Source organism: Falsiroseomonas frigidaquae, assembly GCF_012163145.1.
GTDB lineage: Bacteria > Pseudomonadota > Alphaproteobacteria > Acetobacterales > Acetobacteraceae > Falsiroseomonas > Falsiroseomonas frigidaquae.
Window position 1 is genome coordinate 237,946 of sequence record NZ_JAAVTX010000007.1, and the last position, 14,494, is coordinate 252,439.

The window sequence follows — 14,494 nt, forward strand, 5'->3', positions numbered from 1 at the left end:
CGATTGGTCCCTTGATCCGGAGCGTCTCCGGCAGGAACCTCGCCGGGAGCAAGTGAACAGCGGGACGCGCGCCACGGCAATGTCTGATCTTCATCCGATTTTCGCGCCCGGCTTCAAGGCACGCCCCTGGTGGTGGGAAGCGGCCGAGCCCTCGGCGCGCGACAATACCCTGCCGGACCACACCGCGGTCGCCATCGTCGGCGGCGGTTATGCCGGGCTGTCCGCCGCGCTGACGCTGCGCCGGCTGGGGCATCAGGTCACGGTGCTGGATGCGGAGCGGATCGGCTGGGGCGCATCCTCCCGCAACGGGGGCATGGTCTCGGGCGGGCTGAAGGTGGCTTCCACCAGGCTGGCGCAGACCTATGGCGCGGACCAGGCGCAGCGCATCACGGAAGCCGCGGCGGCGTCCTTCCCCTTCATCGAGGAGACCATCGCGCGGGAGGGCATCGACTGCGACTATGTCCGCTGCGGCCGCTACATGGGCGCCTGGTCGAAGGGCCACTACCGCGCGATGGAAGGCCGGGCGGAGTGGATCGCCCAGGTCACCGGCCTGCCGACGGAGATGGTGCCGAAGTCGCGCCAGCGCGAATTCCTGGGCAGCGACCACTACCATGGCGGCATGGCCGCCGCGGCCACCGGCAGCCTGCATCCGGGCAAATATGCGCGTGGCCTCGCCGCCGCGGCGGAAGGTGCGGGCGCGCGGCTGGTGGATGGCGTGCGCGTCTCCGGCGTGAAGCAGGAAGGCAGCGGCTTCCGGCTGGCGACCGACAAGGGCGAGCTGCGCGCCGATGCCGTGCTGGTCGCCACCAATGGCTACAGCAAGGATCCGCGCGGCACTGCCCTGCCCTGGCTGGCGCGCCGCCTGATCCCGCTGAACTCCTACATCATCGCGACCGAGGAATTGCCGCCGGAAACGATGGACCGGCTGTTCCCCGGCCGCCGCATGATCAGCGACAGCAAGCGCGTGCTGAACTATTTCCGGCCCTCGCCGGACGGCAAGCGCGTATTGTGGGGCGGACGCGCCAGCTTCCGCGCGGCGACGGCAGAACAATCCGCCCCGACGCTGCATGGCTACATGACGGCGACATTCCCCGAGCTGGCACGGACACGGATCACCCATGCCTGGACCGGCTATGTCGCCTTCACCTTCGACTACCTGCCGCATATCGGCGTACAGGATGGTGTTCACTTCGCCGCCGGGTGCCAGGGCAGCGGCGTCGCCATGGCCACCTGGCTCGGTCACAATGTGGCGCTGAAACTGGCCGGCGCGGCGAATGAGCGATTCGCGTTGGACGGGCTGAACTTCCCGACCAGGCCGACCTATTCCGGCACGCCCTGGTTTCTTCCCTTCGTCGGCGGCTGGTATCGGCTGCGCGACCAGATCGACAGGATGGCCGCATGAATCCCGTGCAGGAAGTTGTTCACGGCCGCTACAGGATCCGCGCCATGATGGTCGCCAAGGGCGCTCGGGCGCAGCCCTTCCATGGCCAGAAGGCGCTGCCGCCATCCAGCGCGGCGACCGTTGCCGAGGCGATCCGCGTGGTGCGGGAGGCGCTGGACGCGCGCGACGCGGCCTCGCTGGCCGATCGCCGCGATTCCATCCCGACCGGCCAGGAGATCGCCGCGGCCTTCGCCGCGCACCGGGACAAGGTGACGCCGGCGCATCGCCGCATGCTGCAGGCCCTGCGCCAGGCGCCGGCGGGCCTGACCGCCACGCAGCTTGCCGCCGCCGCCGGCTTCGCGGGCCATGAGGCGGCCAATCTGCGGTTCGGGCAGCTCGGCCGGATCGTGGCGGAGGATGTGGGCTACGTCCCGCCGCTGCGCGCCTCCGACCAGAAGCCGGTCTGGAGTTGGACGCTGGCCGATGGCGAGGCCGGGGACACCCGCGGCAGCCAGTATTGCTGGACCCTGCGGGGCGAGGTTGCGGAGGCGCTGGCGGGCGAGGCCGCCTGGATGCTCGGCGACATCCCTGCCCGGACCGAAGCCCGCTGACCATGGCCTGCGTGGATTTCCTGCTGCTCAACGGCCGCATCGCCACCCTTGATGCGGCCGGCAGCGAATGCACGGCGCTTGCCGCGGTCAACGGCCGCATCGTGGCGCTCGGCGATGCTGGCCTGCGCGACCTCGCCGGCCCCGGCACCACCATCCTGGATGCCGAAGGCGCCCGCGTGCTGCCCGGCATCGTCGACAGCCACGCGCATCCGGATGCCTATGCGCTACGGCTGCGCGCCTGGACGCTGGTTTCGCCCGACCATGTGGCGACACGCGATGCGCTGCTGTCGCGCATCCGCGCCCGCTGCGAGAAGGCGGCGCCCGGCCAATGGTGCGCCTTCTACCGACTGAACGAACGCGCCAGTGGCGGCTATCCGACGCTGGCGGAGCTGGATGCGGCCAGCCTCGGCCGGCCGGTCTTTATCCTGCGCACTGATGGCCACCTCGGCCTGGCCAATTCCGCCGCCTTCGCCGCCTGCGGCGTCACGCGCGAAACCCCCGGCCCCGCCTTCGGCCGCTTCGACCGCCTGCCCGATGGCGGCTTCACCGGCCTGGTGCGGGAGACGGCGGCGCATGTCTTCCTCAACGCCGTGCACGGCCAGGACAGCGAGGCCGATATCGCCGAGGGCATGGAGCAGGTGCAGGACCAGTGCCTCGCCGCCGGCATCACCTCCGTCGCCAATTCCCTGACGCCGACCAAGGCGATCCGCGCCTATCAGCGCATGCGGCGGGAGGGCCTGTGGCGCATGCGCATGGGCATCATCGCCTCCGGCCGCGACGAACCGCTGATCCCGGCGCTGATCGGCGCCGGCATCCAATCCGGCTTCGGCGACGATTTTCTCCGATTGATTGGCGTCGAGTGGTGTCCCGATTGCTCCACCAGCGGTCGCACCGCCGCCTATTGGGAGCCGTATCTCGGCACGCCGGTGCCGGGGGAGCCGGTGCCGAATACCGGCATGCTGCTGTATGAGAAGGAGGATCTGACCCAGCGCGCCACGGCGGCCCATGCCGCCGGGCTGCAGGTGATGATCGAGGGCGTCGGCGACCGCGGCATCGATTTCGCACTCGATGTGATGGAGGCCGCACTCGCCGCGCATCCCGTGGCGGATCACCGGATGCGGGTGGAGCATTGCTGCTTCGTCACGCCGCCCATCCTGGCAAGGTTGAAGCGCGGCGGCTTCGTCGACAGTTCCGCCACCGGCTTCATGGATGAATTGGGGGAAGCCTATGTCGCCAATCGCGGCCAGGACGCCATGCGCCACATGTGGCCGCACCGCGCGCTGATCGATGCCGGGGTGCCGGCGCCGGGCCATTCGGATTTCGCCGTCTGCCGCGTCTCCCCCTGGACCGCGCTGGCCGCCATGGTCACCCGCCGTACCAGCACCGGCGCGGACCTCGACGCGAGCCAGGCGATCACGCCGCTGGAAGCGCTGCGCGCCTACACCACCCTCGGTGCCTGGGCGCAGCGGGAGGAAGCCGAGAAGGGCTCGCTGGAGATCGGCAAGCTGGCCGACTGCATCGTGCTCGACCGCGACGTTCTGAACGGGGAGGACATCGGCGGCACGCAGGTGAAGGCCACCATCGTCGGCGGCGTGCTGCGCCACCAGGCGTGATACCGTGGCTGAGCCACGAGGCGTGACACCGCGACTGAATCCGCCCGACATCGCGCTGCTGCTGCTGCTCTGCGCGAGTTGGGGCTTCGCGCAGGTGGCGATGAAGCTGGGCGGCGAGGGCATTTCACCCCTGGTCCAGGCCGGGCTGCGCTCCGCCCTGGCGGTGCCGCCGGTGCTGGCCTGGTGCTGGTGGCGCGGCGTCGTGCTGCTGAAGCGGGATGGCAGCCTGCCGGCCGGGCTGCTCTGCGGCGCGCTGTTCGCGCTGGAATTCTGGGCAATCTTCGCGGCGCTGGAGCGCACCACGGCGGCGCGTGTCGCCGTGCTGCTCTACACCGCGCCCTTCTTCGCAACCCTCGCCACGCATTTCCTGCTGCCGGATGACCGGCTGACGCGGCGCAAGCTCGCCGGCCTGCTGATGGCGCTGTGCGGCCCGCCGCTGATCTTCGCGGACCGGCTGGGCGGTGCGCAGCTTGCCGGCGACGCGCTGGCGCTGCTGGCGGGGCTGGCCTGGGGCGGCACGATCGCCACCATCAAGGTCAGCCGCCTGACCTGCATCGCACCGGAGCGCACGCTGCTGTATCAGCTGCTGGTGTCCTGCCTGCTCATCCCCCTCGGCTATGCGCTCGGCGAGCCCGGCATATTCGCGCCGAGTGCGGTGGTCTGGTGGTCGCTGGCCTACCAGGTGCTGGGCGTGGCGTTTGCCAGCTACGTCGCCTGGTTCTGGATGGTCGCCCGACACCCGGCCTCGCGCCTCGCCCCCTTTCTGTTCCTGACGCCTGCCTTCGGTGTGCTGTTCTCCGCCTTGATCCTGGCGGAGCCCGTCACGCCGGCGTTGCTCGGCGCGCTGCTGCTGATCGGCGGCGGCATCGTGATCGTCAACCGCGCGGGGCCGCGCGAAGAGAACCGCGCATGAGCGGCCGGCGCGGTCCCCCGCCACGCGTCGCAAAATCCTTCCAGGAAAGGCTGGGCGCGCTGCGCAACCTGGCGCCCTTCCTCGCCATGGTCTGGCGCACCAGCCCCTGGCTGACCGCGGCGTCCCTTCTGCTGCGGCTGTGCCGGGCGCTGCTGCCGGTGGTGGCGCTGTTCATCGGCAAGCTGATCATCGACGATGTGGTGGCGCTGCTCGGCGAACAGCCGCGCCCGGCGAGCCCCTGGGTCTGGTGGGAGTCGGGGCGGCTCGATTGGCTCGCCACGCTGGTCGCCGCGGAATTCGGGCTGGCGGTGCTGGGTGACCTGCTCGGCCGGCTGGTGACCCTGGTGGATGCGCTGCTGGGGGAGCGGGTAGCGAATGACGCCTCCATCCGGCTGATGCGCCATGCGGCGACGCTGGACCTCGAAAGCTTCGAGGATGCCGCCTTCCAGGACCAGCTCGACCGCGCCCGCCGCCAGACCAGCGGCCGGATGGGGCTGATGGGCCAGATCTTCAACCAGGTGCAGGACCTGGTGACGGTCGCCAGCTTCGCCGCCGGCCTGGTCTTCTATGCCCCCTGGCTGATCCTGCTGCTGCTCGTCGCCCTCGGCCCTGCCTTCCTGGGCGAGGCGCATTTCAACGCCCAGGGCTATGCGCTGGACTATTTCCGCGCGCCGGAGCGGCGGGAGTTGGATTACGTCCGCGCCACCGCCGCCAGCGCCGAGACGGCGAAGGAGGTGAAGGTCTTCGGCCTGAACGACTTCCTGATCGACCGCTATGCGGAAGTCTCCGCCGCCTTCTACGCCGGCAACCGGCGCCTGGCGCGAGAGCGCGCCCTCTGGGGCGGCGCGCTGACCGCGATCGGCACCGTGGGCTACTACCTCGCCTTCGCCTTCATCGTCTGGCGCACGCTGGAGGGCGCCTTCAGCGTCGGCGACCTGACCTTCCTCGCCGGGTCTTTTCGGCGGCTGCGGCAATTGCTGGAGGGGCTGCTGACCGGTTTTTCGACCACGGCCAGCCAGGCGCTGTACCTTGACGACCTGTTCAGCTTCTTCCGGGTGCAGCCCGGCATCCTTTCCCCACCCGATCCCCTGCCCTTCCCCACTCCGATCCAGCAGGGCTTCGTCTTCGAGGATGTCGGCTTCCGCTATCCCGGCGCCGAGCGCTGGGCCGTGCGCCACCTGTCCTTCACCCTCCACGCCGGCGAGGTCGTCGCCCTGGTCGGCGAGAACGGCGCCGGCAAGACGACATTGGTGAAACTGCTGACGCGGCTCTACGACCCGGTGGAGGGCCGCATCCTGCTGGATGGCCGCGACCTGCGGGACTACGACCTGGACGCGCTGCGCGCCGGCATCGGCGTGATCTTCCAGGATTTCGTGCGCTACAACCTGACGGCCGCGGACAATATCGCCGTCGGCCGCATCGCCGCGCGCGACGACACGTCGCGCATCGAACGCGCGGCCCGGCGCAGCCAGGCGGATGCCGTCATCGCCCGCCTGCCCGCCGGCCTCGCCCAGATGATCGGCAAGCGCTTCAAGAACGGCGTCGAGCTATCCGGCGGCGAATGGCAGAAGATGGCCATCGCGCGCGCCTATATGCGGGAGGCCCAGGTGCTGATCCTGGACGAGCCAACCGCCGCACTCGACGCCCGCGCCGAATACGAGGTCTTCGCCCGCTTCAAGGACCTCAGCGAGCGGCGGACGGCGGTGCTGATCTCGCACCGCTTCTCCTCCGTCCGCATGGCCGACCGCATCCTGGTGCTGGCCGATGGCAGGGTGGAGGCGGAAGGCACGCATGAGGCGCTGCTGGCGGCAGGCGGCCGCTATGCCGAGCTTTTCGAACTCCAGGCCGCCGGCTACCGCTGAGCCAGCACCAGCCGTCCCGGCAAGCCGGCGGCGCGCAGGGTTTCCGTCAGGCCGGCGCGGTTACGATGCGGGTGCGCCCGATTTGGTCGCCGATCCAGGCACGGGTGCGCGCCGGCTGCGCCAGGCCTGGTTCGCCGCGCAGCAGGCCTTCCATCTGCCCGGCTTCCACCGGGCAGCTGTAGAAATAGCCCTGCAGCTCATGGCAGCCGTGCCGATGCGCCCATTCGGCCATCGCCAGCGTCTCGATGCCTTCCGCGACGATGGTGACCTGCATGAAGTTGCACATCGCGATCACCAGCCGGACGATCTCCTCGTTGCGCGGCAGGCCCTGGATCAGGCTGCGGTCGATCTTGATGCAATCCACGGCCATCTCGTTGAGCCGGGCGAGATTCGAGTAGCCGGTGCCGAAATCGTCGATCGCGATGCGGATGCCGAGCAGCCGCACCTTCTCCAGGTTGCGGGCGACGGCCGGATTTTCCTCCAGCAGCAGCGTTTCCGTCACTTCCAGTTCCAGCCGCCGCGGGTCGCAGCCGTCGGCTTCCAGGATCCGCTGCACCGTCGCCGCGAAATCCGCCTCGCAGAGCTGCCGCAGGGAGACATTGACCGAGACCGAGACATCCATGCCCTGCCGCTGCCATTCGCAGCGCTGGCGCACCGCCTGTTCCAGGATGGTCAGGCCGATCTGGTTGATCAGGCCGGATTTCTCCGAGAGCGGGATGAATTCCGAGGGCAGGATCAGGCCGCGTTCCGGATGCATCCAGCGGGCCAGCGCCTCCACCGCCACCACGCGCCGGGTGCAGGGCGAATACCGCGGCTGGTAATAGGGCAGGATGTGACCGGCCCGCAGCGCCTCGCGCAGGTCCGCCAGCAGTTCCAGCTCCTCCTCCCGCTGGTTGCGCATGGTCTCATCGAAGAAGCGGTACTGGTTCCGGCCGCCGGACTTCGCCTCGTACATGGCAAGGTCGGCGCGCTGCATCAGGATCTGGGCGTTGGTGCCGTGATGCGGGAAGCAGGCGATGCCGACGCTCGGCGTCACCATCAGCTTGCGGCGCTCGCCATGCACCGGCAGCGCCAGGCGTTCCAGGATGCGCTTCGCCAATGCCTCCACGCGGTCCGGTTCCTCCGGCCCCTCGGTGGCCAGGAACAGGAATTCGTCGCCGCCGAGGCGGATCACCGCGTCATCCTCGCAGCGCAGTTCCGAAAGCCGCCGCGCCACCTCCATCAGCACGCCGTCGCCATGCAGGTGGCCGAGCGTGTCGTTCACCGCCTTGAACTGGTCGAGATCGATGAACAGCACGCCGATCCGCGCGCCGCGCTGTTCCGCCTTGCGGACCAGCGCACCGAATCGCGCCGGCATCGCCAGGCGGTTCGGCAGGCCGGTCAGCGGGTCGTGGTGTGCCCGGCTCTGCGCCAGCGCCTCGGCCTCCTTCAGCTCCGTCACATCCGTCTCGCTGACCAGGATGGAGGGGCGCCCGGACACCGGGTCATGGCAGGATCGCGCCGTCAGTTCGTGCCAGCGCTGCCCGGCGGCGCAGATCACCTCGGCGATCAGGCCCGCTTCGGCGTCGCTGTGGATCTGCTCCATCATCCGCTCATAGTCCCGGCGGTGCAGGAAGCGCGACGGCAGGTCCTGGTGCGGCGTGTCGAAGCTCGCCCGCGCGGCCGGGTTGCAATACAGGGTGCGTCCGTCGAGGTCGTGCAGCGAGATCATCAGCTTGGTGTGCAGCAGCGCATCGGCGCTGCGCAGCGCCTCCGGCTGCAGGCTTGCCTCGTCCCGCGCCTCGCACAGCATCGCCATGCGGTCATCATCGAGCAGCGCGCCGCTGAGTCGCACCTCCAGCGGCCGCGGCACGCTGTGCGGATACAGCGTCCATATCTCGGTGAAGGTGGCGTCGTGGCTGATGAAGTCGCCCTGGTACTGGCGCAGCCGGCGGGCGACCGCCGGAGACATGTCGGCCTTCAGGTCGCGCGCCTGCAATTCTGCCAGCGAGGGCGCACTCCAGGCATCGAGCGCCGCGGCATTGGCCCAGACCACGCGGCAATGGTCGATGTCGAAGATCCAGACGGCGGTGACCAGCCGATCCAGCACATGGGACTGATCCCGCCAGGCCAGCGGCAGGCCGCTGCCGGCGGGAGCCCCGGCGCCGTCCGTCCGATCCATCAATCGGGGTTTCCGCGACCCGCCGGCAGACGCGGCGAGCCCCTTCGGCGTTCCGAGGCAGCCAATGCCGCGAAGTCGACCGTGCTACCCCCCAGCCCGGCTCCAGGCTGAACTGGGGTGTGGAGCGGCTTGCAGCAGTTTGCGGGCCAGCGCGCCCTAAACAAAGTATACATGCTCGAAACCGTTTCTGCTGCGCACCGTCCTTATATGATGAATCTTGCGGTTTCGTTGCCAGCCTTTTTCTTTTGGCCGGAGCAGAACGGGCCCGTCAGTGCCGCACGGCGGTCTGACGCAGCGCAGCAATGGCGGTCGGCGCGGCGGCGGCCCGGCCTGCCATCCGGTCCGGCTCGACAGGCAAGGGCCTTTTTCGTCCCTATTCGCGCCGCTTCAGCGCCAGGCGCTGCGGCGCTTCCTCCGCGATCCGCACCGCAGCGAAGCGGGCCATCACCTCCTCCGGCCAGGCCGCGACACGGCGGGTGGCGAGGTCCACGCAGAGGTACAGAACCTCGTTCTCGGCCGAGAGAAAGCCCTCCGCCGCGTGATACAGCCGGTGGCGCAGCAGCAGGCGCTTGGTATCGAAGGCCAGCAGCCCCGTCTCCGCGGCAAGCGGTGCGTCCAGCACCACCTCCCGCCGGTAGCCCTGCCAGGATTCGACGGCGAAGGTGCCGAGGCCCCGCGCCCGCAGCGCCGGCCCCAAGCCCCATTCCGGCCAGACGGCATCCGTGGCGAGGTCGAAGACCACCAGATAATAGGCCAGGTTCATGTGACCGTAATGGTCCACCCATTCCGGGCGAACGCGACCAAGTTCTACCCGCATCGATCTACCCGCATCCCGGATACGCCAGCCACCCCAGTTCCTTCCCTTCACCATCCACCACGCGCCAGGCATCGACGCAGCGGCGTTGCAGCATGAAGGCGCGCAGGCCCTCCCCCGGCCGGCGCTCCTCCTCCGGCACCGCGCGCCGGCCTTCCACCAACATGCCGTTCGGGTGCGCCAGGCAATCCTCTCGCGTCCCGTCCGGCAGCAGCAGCCGCGCCAGGGTCATCCCGCGCGCGGCGGGCCAGGCCTCCAGCACCATCGCCTCCGGCTTCGTGGCCAGGCAGGCACGCAGCGCGGGGGCGTACTCCACCACCCGCGCTTCCCACCCCGGCGCCTGGGCGGCGGCCGGGGCGGCCAGCAGCGCCAGCGCCAGGGTGGCGCGCCTCAATGGATCTCGTCCGCCTGCGCGATTGCCGCGGCCAGCTTGGCGGCGCTGAAATCCGGGTCCTTGCACAGGTCCAGGATAACCTTCTCCCGCCGCGCGCCCAGCTCGATCGCGGCCGGGATCTTGCGCACCGCGTCATGCGGGATGACCACGGCGCCGTGGTGGTCGGCATGCACCACGTCCTCATGCTGCACATGCATGCCGTGCACGGAGACCTCCTGCCCGAAGGCCACCATGTGCACGAAAGCGTGAGACGGATTCACCACGCCGGCGATGAGCTGGAAGCCCGGCGCCAGCATGTCGAGGTCGCGGATCGAGCCATTGGTGACGCCGCCCTGCGCACCGAGCGCCTTGTGCACCGCCGAATGCACCTCTCCCCAGAAGGCGCCGACGCCGGGCGTGTCGTCCAGGTCCTGCAGCACCACGATGGTCGGCAGGGAGGCACGCTCGACATATTCGTACCAGCCCAGCCGGATCTTGCGGTCCACCTCCTTCGGCCGGCCGGAGGGCGCGGCAGCGCGAATGGTGCCGGTGCGGGCCAGGCCGCAGATCGGCGGCAGCTTGCGGTCCGCGGCCACCATCGGCCGCACCGTGAAGCCATGGCCACGCCGCGCCGGCACCACATATTCCAGGGCGTTGCAGATTGTCGGCGTATCCCACTGCCGCAGCGTTTCCAGGTCTTCCAGCGTGAACGGATGCTCGGCCATGGTCGCATTTTCCTCCTGCGTCTCTGCGCGGGGGGAGCATCCGGCGCCCGGCGCCCGACGTCAAACCGGCCGCGCTTGTTGCCGCCCCGCGCGGCCTGTAGCCTGACCGGAAGGTAAACGAGGCCACCGGATCCCGCATGCGCCGCTTCGCACCCACCCAGGACCAGGGCTGAGCCATGCCGGATGTTTCCGCCCCGCCCGGTTCCGCGCGCAATGCCGCGCCGCCACATACCGCCGGCCTGCGCGCCGGCACCGCCAGGCCCGGCGCATCCCGCTTCGGCGCCTGGCTGGGCCGCATCGGCGTGCGGGCGGGGCTGATCACCCTGCTCATGGTGATGGTCGTCGGGCTGCTGTCCGGCGCCGCATTGGTGGTCGTGGCGCGACAGGTGGTGATCATCGAACAGCTCGGCCTGCGCGACCGCAACGCGGATGCGGCGGTGGACGACCTGGCGCTGAACGTGGCGGATTTCTCCTCCGCCTTCGCCAGCGTCATCGCCGGCGTGCTGCAGCCGGGGCCAAGCGCGCAGCGCATGGTCCGCAACGGCGTGCTGATCGGCGAATCCTTCGACCGCATGGTGGAGATCCTGGGCCCGCAGCTCGACCCCATCGTGCTCGGCGGTGGCATCGACATGGCCCGCCGCCTGCCCGATTTCACCGAACAGGTGCGCGCCGCCTTCGCCGCGCGGCAGCGCCCGATGTTCGGCCCGCTGCATGAGGAATGGCTGGACTTCGCCTCCGCCTTCAACCGCGTGGCCACCGCGGCGCGAACCGAGGTGAAGCGCAGCTCCGATGAATCGCTGGAGGCCGCGCGGCAGCTCGAACAGCAGGCGCGCACCATCGTCATCGCCGCCGCCGCCGCCGGGCTGGTGGGCTGCGCGCTGGTCTGGGTGGTGCTGGTGCGGCTACTGGCGCGGCCGCTGTCGCGCCTCGCCATGGCCATGGTCAGCCTGTCGCGCGGCGCGGTGGAGACCACGGTGCCGGGGGCGGACCGCACCGACCAGGTGGGCGACATGGCGCGCGCCGTGCTGGTGTTCCGCGACAACCTGGTCGCCGCCCGCAACCTGACGGAAACCGCGCTGGAAAACGCCCGGCGCACCGCCGTCGCCACCACCCAGGCATCCGACGCCATCAGCCAGGTCTCGGATGGCGCGATGACCCAGCTGGCGGAGCTGCGCCAGGTGGAGGAAGCGCTCGGCCAAACTCAGGATGCGGTGCGCGAGGTGAACCGCACGACGCAGGACAGCAGCGACCGCGCCGATGAATCGAAGACCCTGCTCGCCACCAACCTGGTGAAGCTGCGTAGCCTGATCGAGCTGGTCGATGCGGTCGCCGAGGATACCGAGCGCGTCACCCGCATCGCCGGCACCATCGCCAAGATCGCCACCCAGACCAACATCCTGGCGATCAACGCCGCCATCGAGGCCGCCCGCGCCGGCGAACATGGCCGCGGCCTGGCGGTGGTGGCGGAGGAAGTGCGCGCGCTCGCCGCCAGCAGCGAGACCCTGGCGCAGGAAATCGCCGACGTCGTTCTCGTCGCCGGCCGCCGCACCCGCGAAGGCAGCGGCACCGCCGCCGCGGTGGGCGAGGCGATGGACGAGCTGGAGACCCTGGTCACCGAATCTGCCCGCCTGGCCGGCGCCATCGCGGTGGCGATGGAGGAACAGCAGGCCACCGTCACCTCCATCACCGAGCGCGTCAGCACCCTGTCCCGCATCGGCCAGTCCAACGCGACGGCGGCGGAGGAGATCACGGTCACCATGATCGACCTGTCCAAGCTGGCCGCCGAAACCCGCAGCGTGGTGGAGGCCATGGCTTCAGACCGTGGGGCTTCAGACCGTGGGGCCTCCGATCGAGGGAAGAAAGCGTGAGCGAGACGATCCAGCACGGCGAGGATGTCGCGATCCTCATCGTCGATGACAGCAGCTTCAACCGCCTGGTGCTGAAGCGCCGCCTCGCCGAACTCGGCTACCCCAACGTGACGATGGCCGAGGACGGGCTGCAGGGGCTGGCGGCGCTGGAGAAGGCGCGCTTCGACATCATGCTGCTCGACCTCGAGATGCCGAACCTGGACGGCATCGGCGTGCTGGAACAGTTGCGCGTGGCGCGCGGCGCCGCGCCGCCGGTCATCGTCATCTCCGCGCTGACGGAGATGGACAAGATCGTCCGCTGCATCGAACTGGGCGCCGAGGACTACCTGCCGAAATCCTTCGACCCGCCGCTGCTCAAGGCCCGCCTGGGCGCAGTGCTGGAGAAGAAGCGCCTGCGCGACCTGGCCGATGCCCGGCTCGCGGCGCTGGAGGCGGAACTGGAATCGGCTCGCGCCGCGCAGCTTTCGCTGGTGCCACGCGACTTCGCGGCCGCCGCGACCGGGGCGCTGGCCGTGCATGCCGCCATGGTGCCGGCCCGCCAGGTGGGCGGCGACCTGTATGACTGCCTGCGGCTGGATGCGAAGCACATGCTGTTCGCCGTGGCCGACGTTTCCGGCAAGGGCGCGCCGGCCGGGCTGACCATGGCGCGCACCCTGGGCCTGATGCGCGCCGCGGCGAAGCGCCTGGCGCCGAAGGATGCCGCGCCGGACCCCGGCGCGATCCTCGCCATGACCAACGACGACCTGGCGGCGGAGAATGAAAGCCAGACCTTCGTCACCGTGGTGCTCGGCGTGATCGATGGCACCACCGGCGCCGGCCGCATCGCCGTGGCGGGGCACGACATTCCGCTGCTGGTCGCCGCCGGCACGGCGCCACGCCTGCTGGAGAAGCCGCGCCGCCAGCCCGCGCTCGGCGTGATGGAGGGCATCTCCTACAGCTCGGACGCCTTCCAGCTTGCGCCGGGCGAGACGATGTTCTGCTACTCCGACGGCGTGTCGGAGGCGGAGGACGACAAGGGCGGCTTCTTCGGCCGGCAGCGACTGGAAGACGCGCTGGCCGGCGCCGGCACAGACCCGCGCGCGCTGGTCGAGGCCGTGCTGCGCGCCGTTACCGCCTTCGCCGATGGCGCGCCGCAGGCCGATGACATCACAGCGCTGGCGCTGCGCTACGGCAGCTGAAGGCGCTCCCCCGCCGGGACGGGGGAGCTTCGTCATTCAGGCCGGCGGCGGCAGGTTGCGCCGCAGCGCGTCCAGCACCCCATCCATCGCGGCCTGGAAGCCTGGCCCGTCCAGGTAGCCATCCATCGCGCCGGTGCGCTCCAGGAAGGTCTTCCAGGCCGGCTGCTGCATGCCCTGCCGGAAGCGGTCATGCAGCGAGGCCGCTGCCTCGTCCGACAGGCCCGCCGGGGCGCTGAGGCCCTTCATATTCTCCACCACCACGTCGAAGCCGGATTCGCGCAGGGTCGGCACCTGCGGCATCAGTGCCAGCCGCTCCTCGGACGCGACCGCCAGCGGCGTCACCTCACCGGCCTGCAGCAGCCCGGCCATCTCCTCCGGCGCCAGCACCGCCAGCTGCACGGTGCCGGACAGCAGCGCCTGCAGCGAAGGTGCGCCGCCGCTGAACGGCACGTGCAGCAGCTCGATCCCCGCCGCCTTCGAGAACAGCACGAAGACCGCATGGTAGATCGAGCCGATGCCGGAGGAGGCATGCGGCACGCCGCCCGGGTCCCGCTTGGCCGCGGCGACGACGGAGGCGATGTCGGTGAACCGGCTGCCCTTCTTGGCGACGATGACCAGCGGCTGGCGGGTCAGCCGGATGATGGAACGGAAGGACCGCTTCGGGTCATAGGGCAGTTCGCGGAAGGCCGGCAGGGAGGTACTCTCGCTGCCGCCGCCGACCAGCAGGTTCAGCCCGTCCGGCGGCAGCCCCGCCACATGCTGCGCGGCGATCGCGCCGCCGGCACCCGGCCGGTTCAGCACCACCAGCGGGGCCGGGAAGAAGCGGGAGGACGCCTCCGCGATGGCGCGCCCGGCGAGGTCCGCGCCGCCGCCCGGCGCGAAGCCGACGATGAGCTGCACCGGCCGGCTCGGCTCCCACGCCGCCTGCGCGCCACGCGCCAATCCGAGGCCCGCGGCCCCCGCCAGAATCGTTCTGCGACGCAGCATGGCGTCCT

The 14,494-nt window shown here is 70.3% G+C and carries 12 protein-coding genes; 7 read left to right on the forward strand and 5 right to left on the reverse strand.

What is annotated here, in order from left to right:
- The first annotated feature begins 79 nt into the window (after positions 1-79).
- The 5 genes from HB662_RS23805 to HB662_RS23825 are packed head-to-tail and all read left to right on the forward strand — an operon-like array spanning position 80 to position 6,380.
- On the forward strand, positions 80-1,402 hold the full coding sequence (locus HB662_RS23805) for an NAD(P)/FAD-dependent oxidoreductase (RefSeq protein WP_168053562.1): 1,323 nt from the start codon (positions 80-82) through the stop codon (positions 1,400-1,402).
- Positions 1,403-1,446: 44 nt separating this feature from the next.
- Positions 1,447-1,992 (forward strand): hypothetical protein, encoded by a 546-nt coding sequence (locus tag HB662_RS23810; RefSeq protein ID WP_168053564.1) that lies wholly within the window; start codon positions 1,447-1,449, stop codon positions 1,990-1,992.
- Between the two features lie 2 nt (positions 1,993-1,994).
- Positions 1,995-3,605: an amidohydrolase gene (locus HB662_RS23815; protein WP_168053566.1), complete on the forward strand. Its 1,611-nt coding sequence runs from the start codon at positions 1,995-1,997 to the stop codon at positions 3,603-3,605.
- Between the two features lie 22 nt (positions 3,606-3,627).
- The gene (locus HB662_RS23820) at positions 3,628-4,518 is read left to right on the forward strand and encodes a DMT family transporter (RefSeq protein WP_342449577.1); all 891 of its coding nucleotides are present in this window, start codon (positions 3,628-3,630) and stop codon (positions 4,516-4,518) included.
- Positions 4,515-6,380, forward strand: coding sequence for an ABC transporter ATP-binding protein (locus HB662_RS23825; RefSeq protein WP_245185857.1), 1,866 nt, complete (start codon positions 4,515-4,517; stop codon positions 6,378-6,380). The genes HB662_RS23820 and HB662_RS23825 overlap by 4 nt, the downstream gene beginning before the upstream one ends.
- Positions 6,381-6,426: 46 nt before the next feature.
- Here HB662_RS23825 and HB662_RS29830 read toward each other — a convergent pair whose 3' ends face one another.
- The 4 genes from HB662_RS29830 to HB662_RS23845 form a co-directional block, all read right to left on the reverse strand.
- Positions 6,427-8,541 (reverse strand): putative bifunctional diguanylate cyclase/phosphodiesterase, encoded by a 2,115-nt coding sequence (locus HB662_RS29830; RefSeq protein ID WP_168053568.1) that lies wholly within the window; start codon positions 8,539-8,541, stop codon positions 6,427-6,429.
- Positions 8,542-8,914: 373 nt separating this feature from the next.
- A complete protein-coding gene (locus HB662_RS23835) occupies positions 8,915-9,358 on the reverse strand; it encodes an acyl-CoA thioesterase (RefSeq protein ID WP_168053570.1) in 444 nt (147 codons plus the stop codon).
- Positions 9,359-9,362: 4 nt separating this feature from the next.
- Positions 9,363-9,749, reverse strand: a complete 387-nt coding sequence (locus HB662_RS23840; protein ID WP_168053572.1) for a hypothetical protein — start codon at positions 9,747-9,749, stop codon at positions 9,363-9,365.
- Positions 9,746-10,453, reverse strand: coding sequence for an RraA family protein (locus HB662_RS23845; RefSeq protein ID WP_168053574.1), 708 nt, complete (start codon positions 10,451-10,453; stop codon positions 9,746-9,748). Before HB662_RS23845 ends, HB662_RS23840 begins: the two co-directional genes overlap by 4 nt.
- A gap of 176 nt (positions 10,454-10,629) precedes the next feature.
- Here HB662_RS23845 and HB662_RS23850 point away from each other — a divergent pair, with 176 nt between their 5' ends.
- Together HB662_RS23850 and HB662_RS30000 are read left to right on the forward strand one after the other, a co-directional pair.
- Positions 10,630-12,321 (forward strand): methyl-accepting chemotaxis protein, encoded by a 1,692-nt coding sequence (locus HB662_RS23850; RefSeq protein WP_168053576.1) that lies wholly within the window; start codon positions 10,630-10,632, stop codon positions 12,319-12,321.
- A complete protein-coding gene (locus HB662_RS30000) occupies positions 12,318-13,499 on the forward strand; it encodes a PP2C family protein-serine/threonine phosphatase (RefSeq protein WP_342449578.1) in 1,182 nt (393 codons plus the stop codon). The genes HB662_RS23850 and HB662_RS30000 overlap by 4 nt, the downstream gene beginning before the upstream one ends.
- 36 nt (positions 13,500-13,535) lie before the next feature.
- Here the strand turns inward: HB662_RS30000 and HB662_RS23860 are convergent, their stop codons facing one another.
- On the reverse strand, positions 13,536-14,486 hold the full coding sequence (locus HB662_RS23860) for a tripartite tricarboxylate transporter substrate binding protein (RefSeq protein WP_168053578.1): 951 nt from the start codon (positions 14,484-14,486) through the stop codon (positions 13,536-13,538).
- Positions 14,487-14,494: the final 8 nt, after the last annotated feature.